We start from the raw sequence: 15,244 nt of genomic DNA, 5'->3' as shown, positions 1-15,244 counted from the left end.
CGAGAGTCGCTAGCTACGCCGCCTGAACGATCTCGACCAATTCAACGTCGAACACCAGGTCCTTTCCGGCCAACGGATGATTGCCGTCGAGCTTGACGCTGGCGTCGTCGACGCCGATGACCGTCACTTGCATGGGACGTCCCTCACGGGTGCGGGCCTGCAATCGGGTGCCAACATCGACGTCGATGTTTGCCGGCACGGCGGCGCGGTCGACGGTTACGACCGCCTCGGGGCGATGAGGGCCATAGGCGGCGTCAGCGGGAACGGTGAGGGTGCTTTTCGTGCCGACCTCCATGCCCTCGACATGGGTTTCGAGACCAGGAATTACCTGTCCTTCACCGAGTGTGAACTGCAACGGTTCATTGCCGGAAGAATCGAATTGGGTGCCGTCCACCAGACGCCCGGTGTAGTTGATGCGTACGGTGTCGCCGTTCTTGGCCTGGGTCATAGCAGCCATCCTTTTGGGAGTTTTGGGGGCCGGCCCATGGATCACGGTCCCGCTTTCGATCATCCACGCATCAGAATGCGCAGCGCGAAACATCGAAACTAGGAGCCTTGCCGCCGATGTAAAGTGCAGGAGCCGCCGAGAAATGCCGCGGCAACGCAGAACAGTCTTGTTGGCCTCCAGCTTTATGCAGCCGACCGGCGTCCGGGCAATGGATCTCCCGGCTCACGGCCGACCGGCGTGACCAGCGTGACGTCTGGAAAGCCGTTCTCGATCAGCTTCACCGCGGCCTGGGTCACCTGATCGTCGGCTTCCAGCATCGACAGGAAGACTTCGGTGCCGTCGCCGACCAAGCGGCTGATGCCCTGCGCATCGGCCGGGCCGCACTCGACCACAACGAGATCGTAGGCTGTGGTCAGCGACTGCATGATGATGGGCAGCCGGTCGGCGGCGCGCATGGCGCGGACCGGGTCGGCGGTGCCGACCGGAATGACATGCGCATCCGAATAAAGATCGGGATGGATGACGTCGCTGAACTGCGCTTCGGAAGCGAGCAGATTGGTGATGCCCGGAAACAGGCTCGAGTCCAGCATCGGCCGCGACGCCGCACCCGACGCGGTCAGATCGAGCAGCAACACGCGCAAGCCGGCGTCGGAAACTTCGCGCGCCACCAGCACGGCGGACGCGGCCGCCTCGTCGCCTTCGGGCGACACGAAGATCGCGCGCGCCGCGCCAGAGGCGATCAGCTTCTCCGCCGCCTTGTCGACATCGATCTCACCGAGCCGGGATCGGCGCGGCTCGGGCGCCGATTCGCCGGGTTCAGAAGGCTTGACGCCGGACTCAGCGGGTTCGGCAGCGGCAGCATGAGCCTCCACCCGCTCGCTCTCGGCCGGCCTGGGGAGTTCCGCTTCCACGATCGAATGGGCTGCCGCGGCTTCCTCGTAAGGAGCGAAAGCCCGACCTTCGTCATCGATCACCGGTTCCGTCCGCGCGACAGGCATCGCCACCTGCTCTATGTTCTCAAAACGGGCACCGGGGGCAGGACGCATGGCACGGCCGGAGAACAGCTCGCCAAGCAGCGTGCCGATCGCCATCAGCAGCAGCGAAGCGGCGGCGGCCGCCCCGGTGATCGGCCCGATCTTCGGGAAATAAGGCTGGGACGGCACCTGGGCCTGCGCGATCAGACTCGCCGCGACGGGCGAGTATTTCCGATCCTTGCGCGAGGCCGCCGCATTGTAACTTGCCATATAGGATTCAAGCTGTTGGCGCTGAACGTTCGCATCGCGCTGCAAGGCGTCCAACTGTACCTGCTGCTCGCCGGCGCGCGCCGAAGCGGCTTTCAGCGTGTTGACATCCGCGACCAGCTGATCCTCGCGGGCCTTGGCCGTCTGAGCTTGGGCCGACAGCCCTCGGATGATCTTTTGCGCCTCATTGCGGATCTGACCGTCGAGGTCGGCAAGCTGCGACTTCAGCGCGCGAATGCGCGGATGGTTGTCCAGCAGCGTCGTGGAAAGGTCGGCAATGTTGGCCCGGAGCTCCACCTGACGCTCGCGCAGGCGCTGGATCAGCTCGGAGGACAGAACCTCCGGCACGCTGTCCAGCGAACCGCCATTCTGCAACGCCCGGCGCACGCTCTCGGCACTCGCTTCGGCGGCGGCGCGACTGGCGCGCACGCGCGACAGTTCGCTCGACAGTTCGGCAAGCTGCTGAGTCGGCAGCACCGCATTGTTGCCGCCCATCAGAAGGTCTGACTGGGCGCGGAACGCCGCGACCTTCGCCTCGGCGTCCTTCACGCGATTCTGCAGGTCGGCGATTTCCGGCGCCAGGAAGTTGGTGGCGGCGGCATTCGATTCGAGCTTGGCGTCGCTCTTCGAGGCGATATAGGCGTTGGCGATGCCGTTTGCGATATCGGCGGCAAGCTTGGGATCCTTCGAGGCGAACTCGATGGCGATCGCGCGAGTCTTTTCGACCGCGTAGACATTGAGCTTGTCGTGCATGGCATTCAGCACGCGCTCTTCCGGCGGAATATCGAAGGGGTCGCTTTTCAAGCCGACGAGAACGAGCACGCGCCCGAGCGTCGACATCTTCAGGGTCTCGTCGAACTCAGGCAGCTTGTCCAGGTTGAGCTTGGTTGCCACCTGCTTGAGGATATCGGGCGAGGAAATGATCTGGACCTGAGTGGCCACACCCTGCTCGTCGAGAATCGGCTTGTCGTCGTCGTTGGTGCCTGGCGGCCGGGTGTATTCCGATTCGCGCGAGCCGATCTCCAGCTTAGCTGTCGCCTTGTAATAAGGGGTCGCGAGCCAGGCCAAAGCGAAGGCGAGCCCGGTGACCACAAGCGTGACAAGAACAATGCGCAGCCAGTTCCTCGCCAGGCTGGCGAAAAGCTGTCTCAGGTCGACATCGACATCTGCGGCCGCGGACTGAACGGACATGCATCCTGCTCCGAACTTTGAGTCGAGGATGGACCGTAAACAACTATGGTAACTCACCCGTTAAGATTAGGGCGGCGGCTTATTAGAGGGCGCTCAAAGAATATTGGGCGAAAGCAATAGAACGATTGGGTTTTTGCCGATCAACGCGGCCTCGGATCGCGCTCCTTTACCGCCCATTAACCCTAACAGGATGATAATGGTCGCACTTTCCTGGGGTTGTGCCGCGGCTTGCGGCAAGAGCGATGAAGGTTCCTGGCCGGTCATGAAAAGCACTGCTTCCCTCTTTCGCGCTTTGCTTGCCCTGTCGCTGCTGACCGGCTGCTCGAGCTATCGCCCGACGCCCGCCGCGTTCCATGAAGTGCTCGACCAGCCCTACCGGCTCGGCGCCGGCGACCGCGTCCGTGTCACGGTATTCGAGCAGGAAGGGTTGACCAACACCTACAGCGTCGACCAGTCCGGCTACCTCTCCTTCCCGCTGGTCGGCGGTGTTCCGGCGCGCGGCCACACCGCGCAGCAGCTGGAAAAGGAGATCGCCGACAAATTGCGCCAGGGCTATCTGCGCGATCCCGACGTTTCGGTCGAGATCGACCGTTACCGGCCGATCTTCGTGATGGGCGAAGTGGGTGCTGCCGGCCAGTATTCCTATGTGCCGGGGCTCACCGTGCAAAAGGCGGTCGCCATTGCCGGCGGCTTCACGCCGCGCGCCAATCAGGAGAGCGTCGACATTACTCGCGATATCAACGGCAAGGTGATGACCGGACGGGTGCTGACATCCGATCCGCTCCTGCCCGGCGACACCGTCTACGTCCGCGAACGCCTGTTCTGAAAAAGCCGTCGTGGCGGTGAACCTCAGGATCGTCCACTGCTTTCGCTCACCTGTCGGGGGAATCTTCCGGCATGTGCGCGACCTGACCGAGGCGCAGGTCGCTGCCGGCCACGCGGTGGGTATCGTCTGCGACTCGACGACCGGCGGCGACTATGAAGAACGGCTGTTCGAGGCGATGAAGGACAGCCTGGCGCTCGGCATCCATCGCACGCCGATGCAGCGTCATGTCGGGCCGGGCGACCTCGCCTCGGCCTGGCGCACCTATCGAATCATCCAGGAATTGCGGCCGGACGTGCTGCACGGGCACGGCGCCAAGGGTGGCGCCTATGCCCGTCTGTTCGGCTCACTGTTGCGGGTTTCAAGGTCTCGCGTGGCCCGCCTTTATTCGCCGCATGGCGGCTCCCTCCACTATGACGAAACGACAGTGACGGGAAAGCTGTTCTTCGGGCTGGAGCGCTTCATGGCGCGCTTCACCGACTGCCTGCTGTTCGTTTCCGACTATGAGCGGAAAACCTATCGCCGCAAGGTCGGCGAACCGCCCATACCCAACCGGCTCGTCTATAACGGCCTGCGCGCCGCCGAATTCGAACCGGTGGCGACGGCGGCAGACGCCGCAGATTTCCTGTACATCGGCATGATGCGCGACCTGAAAGGCCCGGATATCTTCATCGATGCGCTGGCATTGGCCGGCAGCGAGCTTGAACGGCCCTTGAGCGCGGTGATGGTTGGCGACGGCGACGACCTGCCGCGCTACCACGAGCAGGTCGAGCGGCTCGGCCTCGAGAGCCGCGTTCGCTTCCTGCCACCGATGCCGGCCAGGCAAGCTTTCGCCCTGGCCGAGCTGGTCGTGGTTCCGTCGCGCGCGGAGGCGATGCCTTATATTGTGCTCGAAGCCTTGGCCGCCGGCATGCCGATGATCGCAACCGCGGCCGGCGGCATTCCGGAAATCTTCGGCGAGGGCTCCCCTGCCCTGATCCGGCCGGATCCAGGGGAGCTTGCCGGCAAGATGAAGACCGCGTTCGGCGAGCGCGACGCGTACCGGGAGATGATGCCGCAGACCGGCGAGCTCAAGGCCCGATTCGGAGCCGACGTAATGGCGGCCGAGATCGAGAAGGCCTATTTCGCGGCGCTGAACAAGTAGGTCCGCAACCGCACAACAGCTTCAAAACCACCGGTTGTTTCAAGCCTTTTTTAGCTCTCTTTTGCTAAGCATTTGCGCGAAGCTCGCGGACAGTTCCCATGAATGAGATCGACCCCGCCCACCGCTTTTCCATGGATGCGGTGCGCAACTACGACGCTCCCGCCGATGGCGGACAGCCCGGCGGCATCAACGACGTGGCGCGCCAGGTCGCCTCGCAATACCGGCGCGATACCATGTCGCCGATCATGGTCAGCGGCGTGCTGCGCATGGTCGAGTTCGCACTGCTGTTCCTGTCCGGGCTCGGCGTCTATTTCTACTATGTCGGCTTCTTCACCTATCTGGCCTGGCAATATCCGCTGGCGATCGCGGCGACGTCGTTCCTGGCCGTGGTGCTGCTCGACGTCACCGACCGCTACCAGATCGCGGCGCTGATGCGCCCACTGGCCAATTTTGGCCGCGTGCTGCTCGTCTGGGCCGGCAGTTTCGCGCTGATGGCGCTCACCGCCTTTGCCATCAAGGCGTCGGAAGACTATTCGCGCCTGCTGTTCGGCACCTGGTTCGTGGTCGGCTTCGTGCTGATCTTCGGCCTGAGGCTGGTGATGTCCAGCCTCATCCGGCGCTGGGCACGCGACGGCCGCATGGAGCGCCGCGCGCTCATCGTCGGCGGCGGTAAGGCGGCCGAGCAGCTGATCCGCTCGGTCGAGAAGCAGCCTTACAACGACATCCGCATCTGCGGCATCTTCGACGACCGCAACGACAAGCGCTCGCCGCCGATCGTCGCCGGTTATCCGAAGCTCGGCACGATTTCCGAACTCATAGAATTCGCCCGCATCGCACGCATCGACATGCTGATCGTGTCGCTGCCGCTGACCGCCGAATCGCGCGTCCTGCAGTTGCTCAAGAAACTCTGGGTGCTGCCGGTCGACATCCGGCTCTCGGCGCATTCCAACGCGCTGCAGTTCCGGCCGCGCGCCTACTCCTACATCGGCTCCGTGCCGATGCTCGACATCTTCGACAAGCCGATCAACGACTGGGATTCGGTCGCCAAGCGCGCTTTCGACATCGTCTTCTCGCTTGTCGGCATCATCGTCTTCTCGCCGGTGATGCTCGCCACAGCGATCGCCATCAAGCTCGACAGCAAGGGCCCGGTGCTGTTCAAACAGAAGCGGCACGGCTTCAACAACGAGATCATCGAGGTCTACAAGTTCCGCTCGATGTTCACCGACCGGTCCGACCCGACCGCCAAGCAGACGGTGACCAAGAACGATCCGCGCGTTACCCGCGTCGGACGCTTCATCCGCAAGACCTCGATCGATGAATTGCCGCAGTTCTTCAACTCGCTCTTCGGCTCGCTGTCGCTGGTCGGGCCGCGCCCGCATGCGATCGCCGCGCAGTCGCACAATCTGCTCTACAACGAGGTGGTCGACGGCTATTTCGCCCGCCACAAGGTGAAGCCCGGCGTCACCGGCTGGGCGCAGATCAACGGCTGGCGCGGCGAGATGGACACCAACGAAAAGATCCGCATGCGCACCGAATACGACCTCTATTACATCGAGAACTGGTCGATGCTGTTCGACCTGCGCATCCTGTTCCTGACGCCGATCCGCCTGCTCAACACGGAAAACGCCTATTGAGTGCCGTCGCCCATGAGTTGCAGCCGCGGGCATTGCCGGCGTCGGCGGTCAACCAGTTGCAGCCGCAGGCTGTCAATCAGTTGCCGCCTTCAGCGGTCAACGCCAAGCTGGTCTCGCTGATCGCGTCGGCGGGGATCGGCATCGGCATCCTGCTCTCCGGCTTCGTCATCAGCGAGCCCGCGCCTTACGAAATCTATATGGCCGGGCTGATCGCGGTCTGGGCGCTGTTCGGCCTCAGGATCTCGCGCGCGATCGTGCCGCTGCTGGTGCTCCTGGTGGCGATGAATATCGGCGGCATGATCGCCATGACGCAGATGGCGGATCTCGCCAACACGCCGCTCTATCTTGCCGTCTCGCTGTTCCTCGCCTTCAGCGCGGTGTTCTTCGCCTCGGTGACCTCGGTCCAGCCCAGCCTCTACCGGCTGATCTTCATCGCCTATGTCGTGTCGGCGGTGGCGACATCGCTGCTCGGCATCGCCGGCTATTTCCATGCCTTTCCCGGCGCGGAGATGTTCACCAAATACGACCGCGCGGCCGGCGCCTTCCAGGACCCGAACGTGTTCGGGCCGTTCCTGGTGCTGCCCGGCACCTACCTGCTCTTCCGGCTGCTCACTGGCCCGGTGCGGCGCATGCCGCTGCTTGCGATGCCGCTGCTCATCATCGCGGCCGGCATCTTCTTCTCCTTCTCGCGCGGCGCCTGGGGCATGTTCGCGGTGTCGGCGGTGCTGCTCACGGCATGCCTGTTCCTGCAGAGCACCAGCGGCAAGTTCCGGCTGCGGGTCGTCGTGATGACGATCGCCGCCGTGGCGCTGCTGGTCATCGCCTTCCTGATCATCCTGCAACTGCCCGGCGTGTCGGACATGTTCACCCAGCGCGCGCAGCTCGAGCAGAGCTACGATTCGGCGCGACTCGGCCGCTTCGCTCGCTACACGATCGGCTTCCAGCTGGCCATGGAGCATCCGTTCGGCATCGGACCGCTGGTGTTCGGCACGATCTATGGCGAGGACACGCACGACATCTGGCTGAAGGCGCTGATGGATTATGGCTGGCTGGGCTTCGTGTCGTTCCTGACGCTGACCTTGTGGACGATCGTCGCCGGCTTCCGCATCCTCCTGCGCGACCGGCCATGGCAGCCCTATCTGCTTTGCGCCTATGTCGCCTATCTCGGCAATATCGGGCTTGGCACCTTCATCGACATCGACCACTGGCGCCATCTCTATCTGCTGCTCGGACTGGTCTGGGGCGCCATCGCGCTGGAGTACCGGCGTCAGCGGGAATTGCGGCTGGGGCGAGTTCCCGTTCCGGCAGCGGCCGCGTCATCTATCTCGCGGCATACGCCCGCACCTTCGCTATCTTAGCCCTGCTTTGCGCAGGCCCTCGACAAGCAATTCAGTATCCTCGGGATATTTGTGCGGCGGAACTTTACGCCACTGCTCGGTGGTAAAATTCGGGTGCACCTCCAGCAGCGCACGGGCGTGCTTCTCCGCCTCTTGGGTGTTGCCGAGATAGGCATGGCTCGCTGCCATTAGCCGATGGCCCTCGGAGCCGTCCCGCATCTTCTGCAGCGTCTCTATCGTTTTTTCATATTCGCCCAGCTGGAAATAGGCATCACCCAGATACCAAAGATAAGCATCGGGATAGTAAGGGTTCAGCCGCATCGCCCGCTCCAGCAGCTTCACGGACCGTTCCGCCTGCCGAACGTAGACAAGGCAGTCGCCCATCTCGGCCAGCAGGTCGGCGTCGTTGGGATTGAGCTGCAGAGCGCGTTCGTAGGCGGCGATCGCTGGATCGTGCTGCTTCTTGTAGAGGTGAGCCAAGCCCATCTCCGAGTAACCACGTGCATCGAGGTCATCGTGCAGCACGGCTAGACTTGCGAGCTTCAACGCCTCGTTCAGCGCAGCTTCCGGGTCGTTGGTCCACGCATAACGCCATTCGACGTTGAACGTCCGTGACAGGGCCGCATAGCTGCGGGCATAACGGGGATCGAGAACCCTCGCCTGCTCATAAAGCCGCCTGGCATGCCAATTGCTCTCCGGGCGGAAGCGGAAGCTGAGATCCTGTCCGCGCAAGATCATGCCATAGGCATGAATGTTGGGGTGATTTTGCGATATCAACCGCCGCCTCTCAGCCATGTCGATCTGCACGGCCAGCCGCGACGCGGTCGTTGCGGTGACATCGTCCTGGAAGGCGAAGATGTCCTCAATGCTGCCGTCGTAGCGTTCCGACCAGATCGTATGCTCGGTCTGCGCCTCGACCAGGTCCATGGCGACCCGCAGGCGAGCGCCCGCACGGCGCAGGCTTCCCGTCAGGAGATAGCGAACACCCAGTTGATTGGCGATCTCGCGCAGCGATCGCGTCTGGGCGACGACGGCCAGCGTCGAGTGTCGGGCAATCACCATCAGGTTGCGGAACCGGCACAGGTTGGAAATGAGATCCGCCACGACACCCTGGCACAAATGAAGGTCCGCGGGGTCACCTGAAACGTTCTCAAGCGGCAGGACCGCCAGCGAACTCTCCGGCGCGATACGCTCGGGCGCAGGGGCAAAACGTGGCGCCGACACCCTTGGCTCGGCATGCGCCAGCTCGAAATCGACCGCGAAGACCTCCACTTCGTCGGCGATATTTTTCAGCTTTTGCTTGCCTAGCGAGCGGAACGAGCACTCCGGCTCGCCACGAACGAATTGGCGAACGGATTCGGCGATGCATATGCCGCGCGGCTCCGCCAGCGACTGGATTCGAGCGGCCATATTGATGCCCAGGCCATAGATCTCACCGTCGCTTGCGATCGTGTCTCCGACGGTAATGCCGATCCTATAGGTGATGGGATCCTGGGCGCCTGACCACACCGTCTCGTTGGACAGTTCCCGCTGCATCTCGACCGCGAAATGCAACGCCAGGGTCGGGCTGGGGAACAGGGCCACCACAGCGTCGCCGGCAGTGTCGACGACTGAACCGCCATAGTCGCCAACCAAGCCGCGTATGAAGCTGAGCGACCGGGTCAGGCGGACAACTGTGCCTGCCTCGTCCTGATCCATAAGGCGGCTGTAGCCGTGCACGTCCGCATAGACGATCGCCGACAGCTTTCGATTAATCAGCTCGTATCGGCCTGTTACCATTGCTCTTCCCGCCGGCGTTTCCAGCAATCACCGGGCAGCGCAGCATAGCACGCAGAATCGCCAACAGCAGGCGGGAAAAAAAGACGTGCTCAAGGGAATATTGCTGAGATTTAAAGGAATTAGCTCATGCTAATGCAACGCCCGCGCGATCAGTGAGCGGCGACACACCATACCGTTGATCGCCCAGCCAAGGCCGATCTTCCGCATGTCCAAGCGAATGGGCCGTCAGGGACTCATTCCATGCAGGTCAATCGCTGTTGCCGCCTCCGCGAGCGCTCATGCCGCGGGCGCTCATTCCCCTTGCGCTCATGCCACGCGCGCTCATTCCCCTTGCGCTCATGCCACGCGCGCTCATGCCGGCACTGTCCATGCCGCCCGGTCCGCCGCCACCGAGTATCGCCGCGAGCAGCACATCCTCGAACATGCCTGTCTCGACATCCATGCGGACTGTGTAGTCGGCCTTGTCGTAGGACCAGACCCGCAGGCCATCGGCGAAATCGAAGTCGGCCGCAGCGAGGCCCGTCAGTCCGGTCGGGCTGGGTGAGCGGGCGGCGCTGAACGTGCCGAGATCTTCCGCGACAAGCTCTCCATCACCGTGCACAAGGAATATTATGGGCCTCGGAAGGTCGTAGTAGCTTCCCTCAAAACTGAAGCCATATATTCTTGCAAACCTGCCGTTCTGCAGCTGGTCTTCAAGGAGCCTGTTCTTGCCGCTTCGGTTGGCCGCGCCAGGGCGGCGCCCGATAAATTCGAACCCGCCCTCAAGTTTCATGAAATAGCCGACGAAACTATCCCCGCCGGTCACCTGGATTATCGCACCGACAGGCGTGTCATCCTTGGTCCATCGACCGTCCGCGCCGCCAACCGTGTACACACCGATCTGATCCGGAACCTTCTGTTTCCAAACAACAATCTTGCTCTTTTCTGTCAAACGTACACCGTTCACGACCTTGTTGCCGGTCAATGCCGGTATGTGCTTGGCAGTCGCTACCTGCGCCACGATAGGATTGAGAAGTGGGTTCACAACCTGCAAATCGATCACAAAATGGCCGAATAGATTTATACCCGACACGCTAAGAAGACTCTCTACCATTACCGCTACCCTCCGGTTCCTGGATCATGTATCTAACATTAGACTGAATGATTTCTTGGCATTAGGCAGCCCTTTGGCTTCTGTTTTGTTTCTCAGCCGCTTCCACCTCATGCGTCACGACATAAGCGCGATCACTTTCGCGCCATAATACGCTTACGACCCTGCCTCGCTTTTTGGATATGCTGTCCACATGGGCTTGCAACAATTCAATGTCGTCCATGATTTCCGTCACGACGTAAGGCATTGGACATTCCTCCTCATCTGACTCAAAGAACGCCGGCCCTGGCCAGTCTGTCTCGCGTCCCCGTCCGTCTCGCAACATGCAGATGCCGTGCACAACAAGCGCCATGACGCGCCGGCACGAATACCCTCGGCAAACCGAAGTGGCTTTTGGGTCCGGACGGCTTGATTTTGGGGCCGGCGCTTACAAAACCGATCGCGCGGCGGTTGAAGTTGACGTCGATGATCGTGCGCCAGCGCCCGCCCGTCATCAGCCTGTCAACGGCGCGCAACGTATATCCGACTTCCGCGTAACTGAGACCGTCCGGCGCAAGGCGCCGCCAGGTTTCGGCAAGAAGCATGCCGAGCTCGTCGCGCGAGGCGACCAGTGCTTCGCGAAACGCCAAAGGCGCCGCCGCATAGGCTTCATCGAACATCGGCTGGATGACGCGGAAATAGTCGGGACAGTCCTCCAGCCTGTCGGACAGGTCTTCCTGGCTTTGGGTGATCAGACCCCGGGTGACGAGCTCGTCATGGAAGAGGTCGACAAAAATGTCGAACATCGCGCCAGTGAGCGGTTGCGCAAGGGCATGCTCGTCGCTCCAGCCATGGACGAAATCCAGCATCGACAGCGGGTTGGCGGCGAGCCTGATCTGACTATTGGAGGAGAGCTCGGCGACGCGGTTGAGGAGATTGTGGGTGTAGAGATTGCCGTGACTGGTCTCCAACAACTCATCTATGACGGAATCGAAATGCAGGGCGGCGACGAGGGCAGCGAGGTCGGCCGAGGATTCGTGGAAGCCATAGTATTCCGCGCTGGCCGTCCCGGGGTCGGGCACGCCGATGATGGAATAGATGACGCAGTGGCCGACCTCATGGGCTATAACGTCGAAGTTCAGGGTGAACGGCTCGATCCGAGCGTCCGCCGTCTCATGAATTCCGACCTCCAGAAAGCCGTATCCCATGAAGGCGTTTTCATGCAGATTGCGCTGTATCACCAGTTCCAGGCGGTCGAGGTCGCGCTGGAAATGCCAGGTGATCGGATGGCCGAAATATTTCTCCCACACGTCCAGCGTGAAACGCACCGAGCCAAACAGATGCGCCGCCTCGAATGTCGGATCGTCCGGGTCGATGTGATCGAAATGGCCGTCGGGATCAGGAAACGCTGGAGGAAAGACGTCGCCGCGCCAAGGCGGCATTAAATAAAGCGGGTCGCCGCGAACATTTTCGGCAAGGCCGTAGGCAAACGCCTTGCCAATGGGGTCGACGACATACATGCGATCGTCGCCCGGGCCGGGACCGACCGACCCCGCCAGCGGCGACACGAGCACGATTTCGGGTCGATCAAACGCCTTGAGGAACGGCGCCTGGGCAAACAGCCGGAAGCGCGTCCCGTTCTTGAATGCAGAGCCTTCCACTCCAGATGTCACACTTGCCCCTCGCAATGGACAAAGACATGGCACGTCAAACTGGCTGCGGTATCGTCGGCGAATGCGGTTTCAAGTTAGCCCGTTTTCGTCGGTCAGGCCAGAGTGATCGGAAGAGCTGCTGCCGACCGTGAAAGCATATTCACGAGCCAGCAGGTCGTAGAAACTGTCGATGCCAGGCAATCCGATCGAAATGGCATAGTCGTCGATGTCGCGAGGAACCTGCCGGCCGAGCCGATTCTCGAAAAACCAGGCTGCGAGCAGGGCGCGCGGCACCGGCACGAACGGCGACGGCGACCGCTGCCTGGCCAGAGCCTTGTCTCGATAGCCAGGGTAGAGACCCTGTTCGCGCAATCTGTCCAGGATGGCGCGATGCAGTTCGGCATCGCGGTCTCGCGCGAGCGTCTCTATGGCCGCATCATCCTCGATCATGCGATCAAGGCCGGCAAGATCCGTTCCGTTGTCGCGCGCCCAGGCGCTGACGTCCGCCTGCCGCATAAGCCCGCGTCGCGAGCGAAAATCGCCCATGGCACGCTTGACTGCCTGGCGATCCGGTGCTGCCCGCTCACCGCGGGCCAACAGGCGAAGCAGCGCCTCGCGACGCAATTGCGCATATTCGCCGCTCAGCCGAAGCTCATCGAGAATAGCTTCCTGATCTGCCGTGACCTTGCCGCCTGGCTGGGCGGCCTCGTTTCGCCAGGATGCATTGTGCCAGTTCTCGGTCCATTCGAAATGGAAGGCGGGAGTTCCCTGCGCAGCGCCATTGCGGATAAACGCGTCCATCTCCTTCAGCAGCTGCAACCCGTCTTCGCGCTTCCTGTCGACCTTGCCTGTTCGCAGCCAGGCCGCCAGCTCCTGCTCCGTACGGGGATCGCCGATGTCTGCCAGCATGTCAGGCCAGGTTCTTTCCCGGTAGAAACGCGCCTTGGACGAGGCCGCAAGGCGCAACCCTGTCGGTCTGTCGATGATACCTTCCGCAACCGCCCGCTCGAGCGTCGCGCGAATGTTGACCATCGGCTCGCTCAGATGGATGTAGCCGGTTTCCGGCGGACCATGAATGAGCGCGACCTCGTCGTCGTCGGCGAGCTCGCCGTCGCGAAAGGCTTCGAAAATACGCCCAACGCCGCGCATGCCGAACGAGTGCAACTCCGCGGCACGGAGCGCGCCCATGCTGGACGCTCCGAACACGGCGATCCCTTGCGTCAAGGCCCAAAGTATCTCCTTGTGCAGGACAGCAGGCTGACCGTCGAAATAACCGTCGATGACGCCGATTGCCCTGGGACCGTCGCGCGTGGCGACATAGAGATCTCCCTGGCGCACGGGAGGGCGAAATTCGAAGCCGTCGTAGGATGCGATGTCATCCGCCCGCAGGCTTGGGCCGCAAAAGACGACCGCTTTCACTGTCCGCCATCCGACATTCGTCGAGCCCGCTCGCCCGGCATATAGGCGTCATGGTCGTCAGGACCTTCGAGGCCAGGTATAACTACACGGACCACAGACAGGCCGATCTCCTCCTTGGACAGATCGACGGTGATGATTTCGGTTACGCCTGCCGCCTGCAACCTTTCAGTCAGCCAGGTCACATTCGCTGCAACATCTTGTGCACTCCTGCCCTCGGCGGAGGCAAGTCGCCTGATGCTGGAACGTTCGGCCAGCAGTCTCTCTGCCTGCAGGCGGCGTTTGTCGCGATAGTCTTCGTTATATTCCTCGGCGGTCAGATCGTCCCGTGCCGCCGATACGTAGGTCGTTCGCACCTGAGCGGCCTCGATGAGCGCCTTCAGCAAGGCGGTCTCCGGCACCGGGTGCGCCGCCGCGCCTATGCCGTAATGGCTGTTCCGGTCCCGGCGATCCGCGATCAGACAGAAAAAGGCCGGCACGCCGATGTCGGAGGTCGTTTCCCACGCCGCGACGTCGAAGTCCGCGCCTTCCAGTTTCTTCAACACGTCGCGACACGGGCCGTCCGACGCACTGCCGAGGTCGACGCCGGTGCGCCGGCGGCTGGCGGACGGCATCCGGTTCCACAGGGCAGTCGCGTCGCGTTCGATGATTTCGCAAATCCCATGATGGACCGCTTCATCGGCTGTATTTCCCGAGGCGAGCCCATTGCTGCTGCAGTCAAAGAAGCCGCTTCCAGGAGGTGGTGGAAGAGTAAAGTTGGCCCGCACCGACTCGTAAGGCAGCCAGCGTGTCTCGCCGGAGATCATCTCCCGGCCCTCGATCCATAGCGTCACAATGTCCTTCGTGAATGCCCTGCCGCTGATGCGAGCCAGCCTTCCGACCTCGGCGAACCGGTGCGATTGCGAGAGCTCAGCCATGCTGCCGAGTTTCAGCGGGCGCTCGATGTGCTCCGCGTGATAAAGCTCCGCCGCTTCCATAAGGCCCGAAGCCGTGGCCGATTCCAGGTCGATGCCCTTGCCTTGCGAAACAGCCAGCGACCGGGCGTTGGGACGGCACACCATCACCACCGGTATGCCGATGCGGTCAAGCCCGGTCACATTGGCGACCCTGGTAATCCCCATCCGTGCCCAGTGCGGGCGAATCCGGGCAATCGCGCCGTGCGCGCTCTCCGCGCGATATGGAATTCCCGGTACGGCGCCATTCGCCAACGACACTAGGTTATCTCCAAGAGATCGCTAGAGCTTACCGATTTCCACCGGCACCCAACAGAGCAGGTCTCGCCGGCCGTCCACAATTTCAATGATTTTGCCCAACGGACCCTTGCACTCCAACCTTTGAGACTATAGGGCTTTGCGCGGTCCGGAGTGTAGCGCAGCCCGGTAGCGCACTTGACTGGGGGTCAAGGGGTCGTCGGTTCGAATCCGGCCACTCCGACCATTTTCAACCTAAAACTTGGCCCCAGACCTTTCATCGACCGAGAGCGGCCGGGTCGACCGATTCCCGCAGAAGA

The 15,244-nt window shown here is 62.3% G+C and carries 13 protein-coding genes and 1 tRNA gene; 5 read left to right on the top strand and 9 right to left on the bottom strand.

Features of this window, described 5'->3' with window-relative positions; translation table 11 throughout:
* Positions 1–13: 13 nt before the first annotated feature.
* From CK230_RS17770 to CK230_RS33150, 3 genes are all read right to left on the bottom strand, one after another.
* A complete protein-coding gene (locus tag CK230_RS17770; RefSeq protein ID WP_095818424.1) occupies positions 14–448 on the bottom strand; it encodes a peptidylprolyl isomerase in 435 nt (144 codons plus the stop codon).
* 182 nt (positions 449–630) lie between these two features.
* Complete coding sequence (locus CK230_RS17765; protein WP_095818423.1) at positions 631–2,880, bottom strand: exopolysaccharide transport family protein; 2,250 nt, start codon at positions 2,878–2,880, stop codon at positions 631–633.
* Positions 2,881–2,973: 93 nt separating this feature from the next.
* Complete coding sequence (locus CK230_RS33150) at positions 2,974–3,144, bottom strand: hypothetical protein (protein WP_176480130.1); 171 nt, start codon at positions 3,142–3,144, stop codon at positions 2,974–2,976.
* On the opposite strand from CK230_RS33150, the gene CK230_RS17760 reads away from it, so the two are divergent.
* The 4 genes from CK230_RS17760 to CK230_RS17745 all read left to right on the top strand — a co-directional run bounded on the left by CK230_RS17760 (position 3,143) and on the right by CK230_RS17745 (position 7,839).
* Positions 3,143–3,706: a polysaccharide biosynthesis/export family protein gene (locus CK230_RS17760; protein ID WP_095818479.1), complete on the top strand. Its 564-nt coding sequence runs from the start codon at positions 3,143–3,145 to the stop codon at positions 3,704–3,706. The two genes, CK230_RS33150 and CK230_RS17760, sit on opposite strands and share 2 nt — an antisense overlap.
* Positions 3,707–3,716: 10 nt before the next feature.
* A complete protein-coding gene (locus CK230_RS17755) occupies positions 3,717–4,847 on the top strand; it encodes a glycosyltransferase (RefSeq protein ID WP_095818422.1) in 1,131 nt (376 codons plus the stop codon).
* Positions 4,848–4,945: 98 nt separating this feature from the next.
* Positions 4,946–6,481: an undecaprenyl-phosphate glucose phosphotransferase gene (locus CK230_RS17750; RefSeq protein WP_095818421.1), complete on the top strand. Its 1,536-nt coding sequence runs from the start codon at positions 4,946–4,948 to the stop codon at positions 6,479–6,481.
* A gap of 80 nt (positions 6,482–6,561) precedes the next feature.
* Positions 6,562–7,839: an O-antigen ligase family protein gene (locus CK230_RS17745; RefSeq protein WP_095818478.1), complete on the top strand. Its 1,278-nt coding sequence runs from the start codon at positions 6,562–6,564 to the stop codon at positions 7,837–7,839.
* Here CK230_RS17745 and CK230_RS17740 read toward each other — a convergent pair.
* The 6 genes from CK230_RS17740 to CK230_RS17715 all read right to left on the bottom strand — a co-directional run bounded on the left by CK230_RS17740 (position 7,831) and on the right by CK230_RS17715 (position 14,948).
* Positions 7,831–9,597, bottom strand: coding sequence for a tetratricopeptide repeat protein (locus CK230_RS17740; protein WP_095818420.1), 1,767 nt, complete (start codon positions 9,595–9,597; stop codon positions 7,831–7,833). The two genes, CK230_RS17745 and CK230_RS17740, sit on opposite strands and share 9 nt — an antisense overlap.
* A 247-nt stretch (positions 9,598–9,844) precedes the next feature.
* Positions 9,845–10,690 carry a hypothetical protein gene (locus tag CK230_RS17735; protein WP_095818419.1) on the bottom strand — a complete coding sequence of 282 codons (846 nt, stop codon included), beginning with the start codon at positions 10,688–10,690 and terminating at the stop codon, positions 9,845–9,847.
* Between the two features lie 61 nt (positions 10,691–10,751).
* Positions 10,752–10,934, bottom strand: coding sequence for a hypothetical protein (locus tag CK230_RS33640; protein ID WP_095818418.1), 183 nt, complete (start codon positions 10,932–10,934; stop codon positions 10,752–10,754).
* A 22-nt stretch (positions 10,935–10,956) separates the two neighbouring features.
* A complete protein-coding gene (locus CK230_RS17725; RefSeq protein ID WP_176480129.1) occupies positions 10,957–12,327 on the bottom strand; it encodes a hypothetical protein in 1,371 nt (456 codons plus the stop codon).
* Between the two features lie 81 nt (positions 12,328–12,408).
* A complete protein-coding gene (locus CK230_RS17720) occupies positions 12,409–13,737 on the bottom strand; it encodes a TfuA-like protein (RefSeq protein WP_095818417.1) in 1,329 nt (442 codons plus the stop codon).
* On the bottom strand, positions 13,734–14,948 hold the full coding sequence (locus tag CK230_RS17715) for a YcaO-like family protein (protein WP_210201483.1): 1,215 nt from the start codon (positions 14,946–14,948) through the stop codon (positions 13,734–13,736). The genes CK230_RS17720 and CK230_RS17715 overlap by 4 nt, the downstream gene beginning before the upstream one ends.
* 146 nt (positions 14,949–15,094) lie before the next feature.
* On the opposite strand from CK230_RS17715, the gene CK230_RS17710 reads away from it, so the two are divergent.
* A tRNA-Pro gene (locus tag CK230_RS17710) sits at positions 15,095–15,171 on the top strand.
* Positions 15,172–15,244 lie beyond the last annotated feature (73 nt).

Source organism: Mesorhizobium sp. WSM3859, assembly GCF_002295065.1.
GTDB lineage: Bacteria > Pseudomonadota > Alphaproteobacteria > Rhizobiales > Rhizobiaceae > Mesorhizobium.
This window is presented reverse-complemented; position numbering and strand designations above follow the sequence as displayed.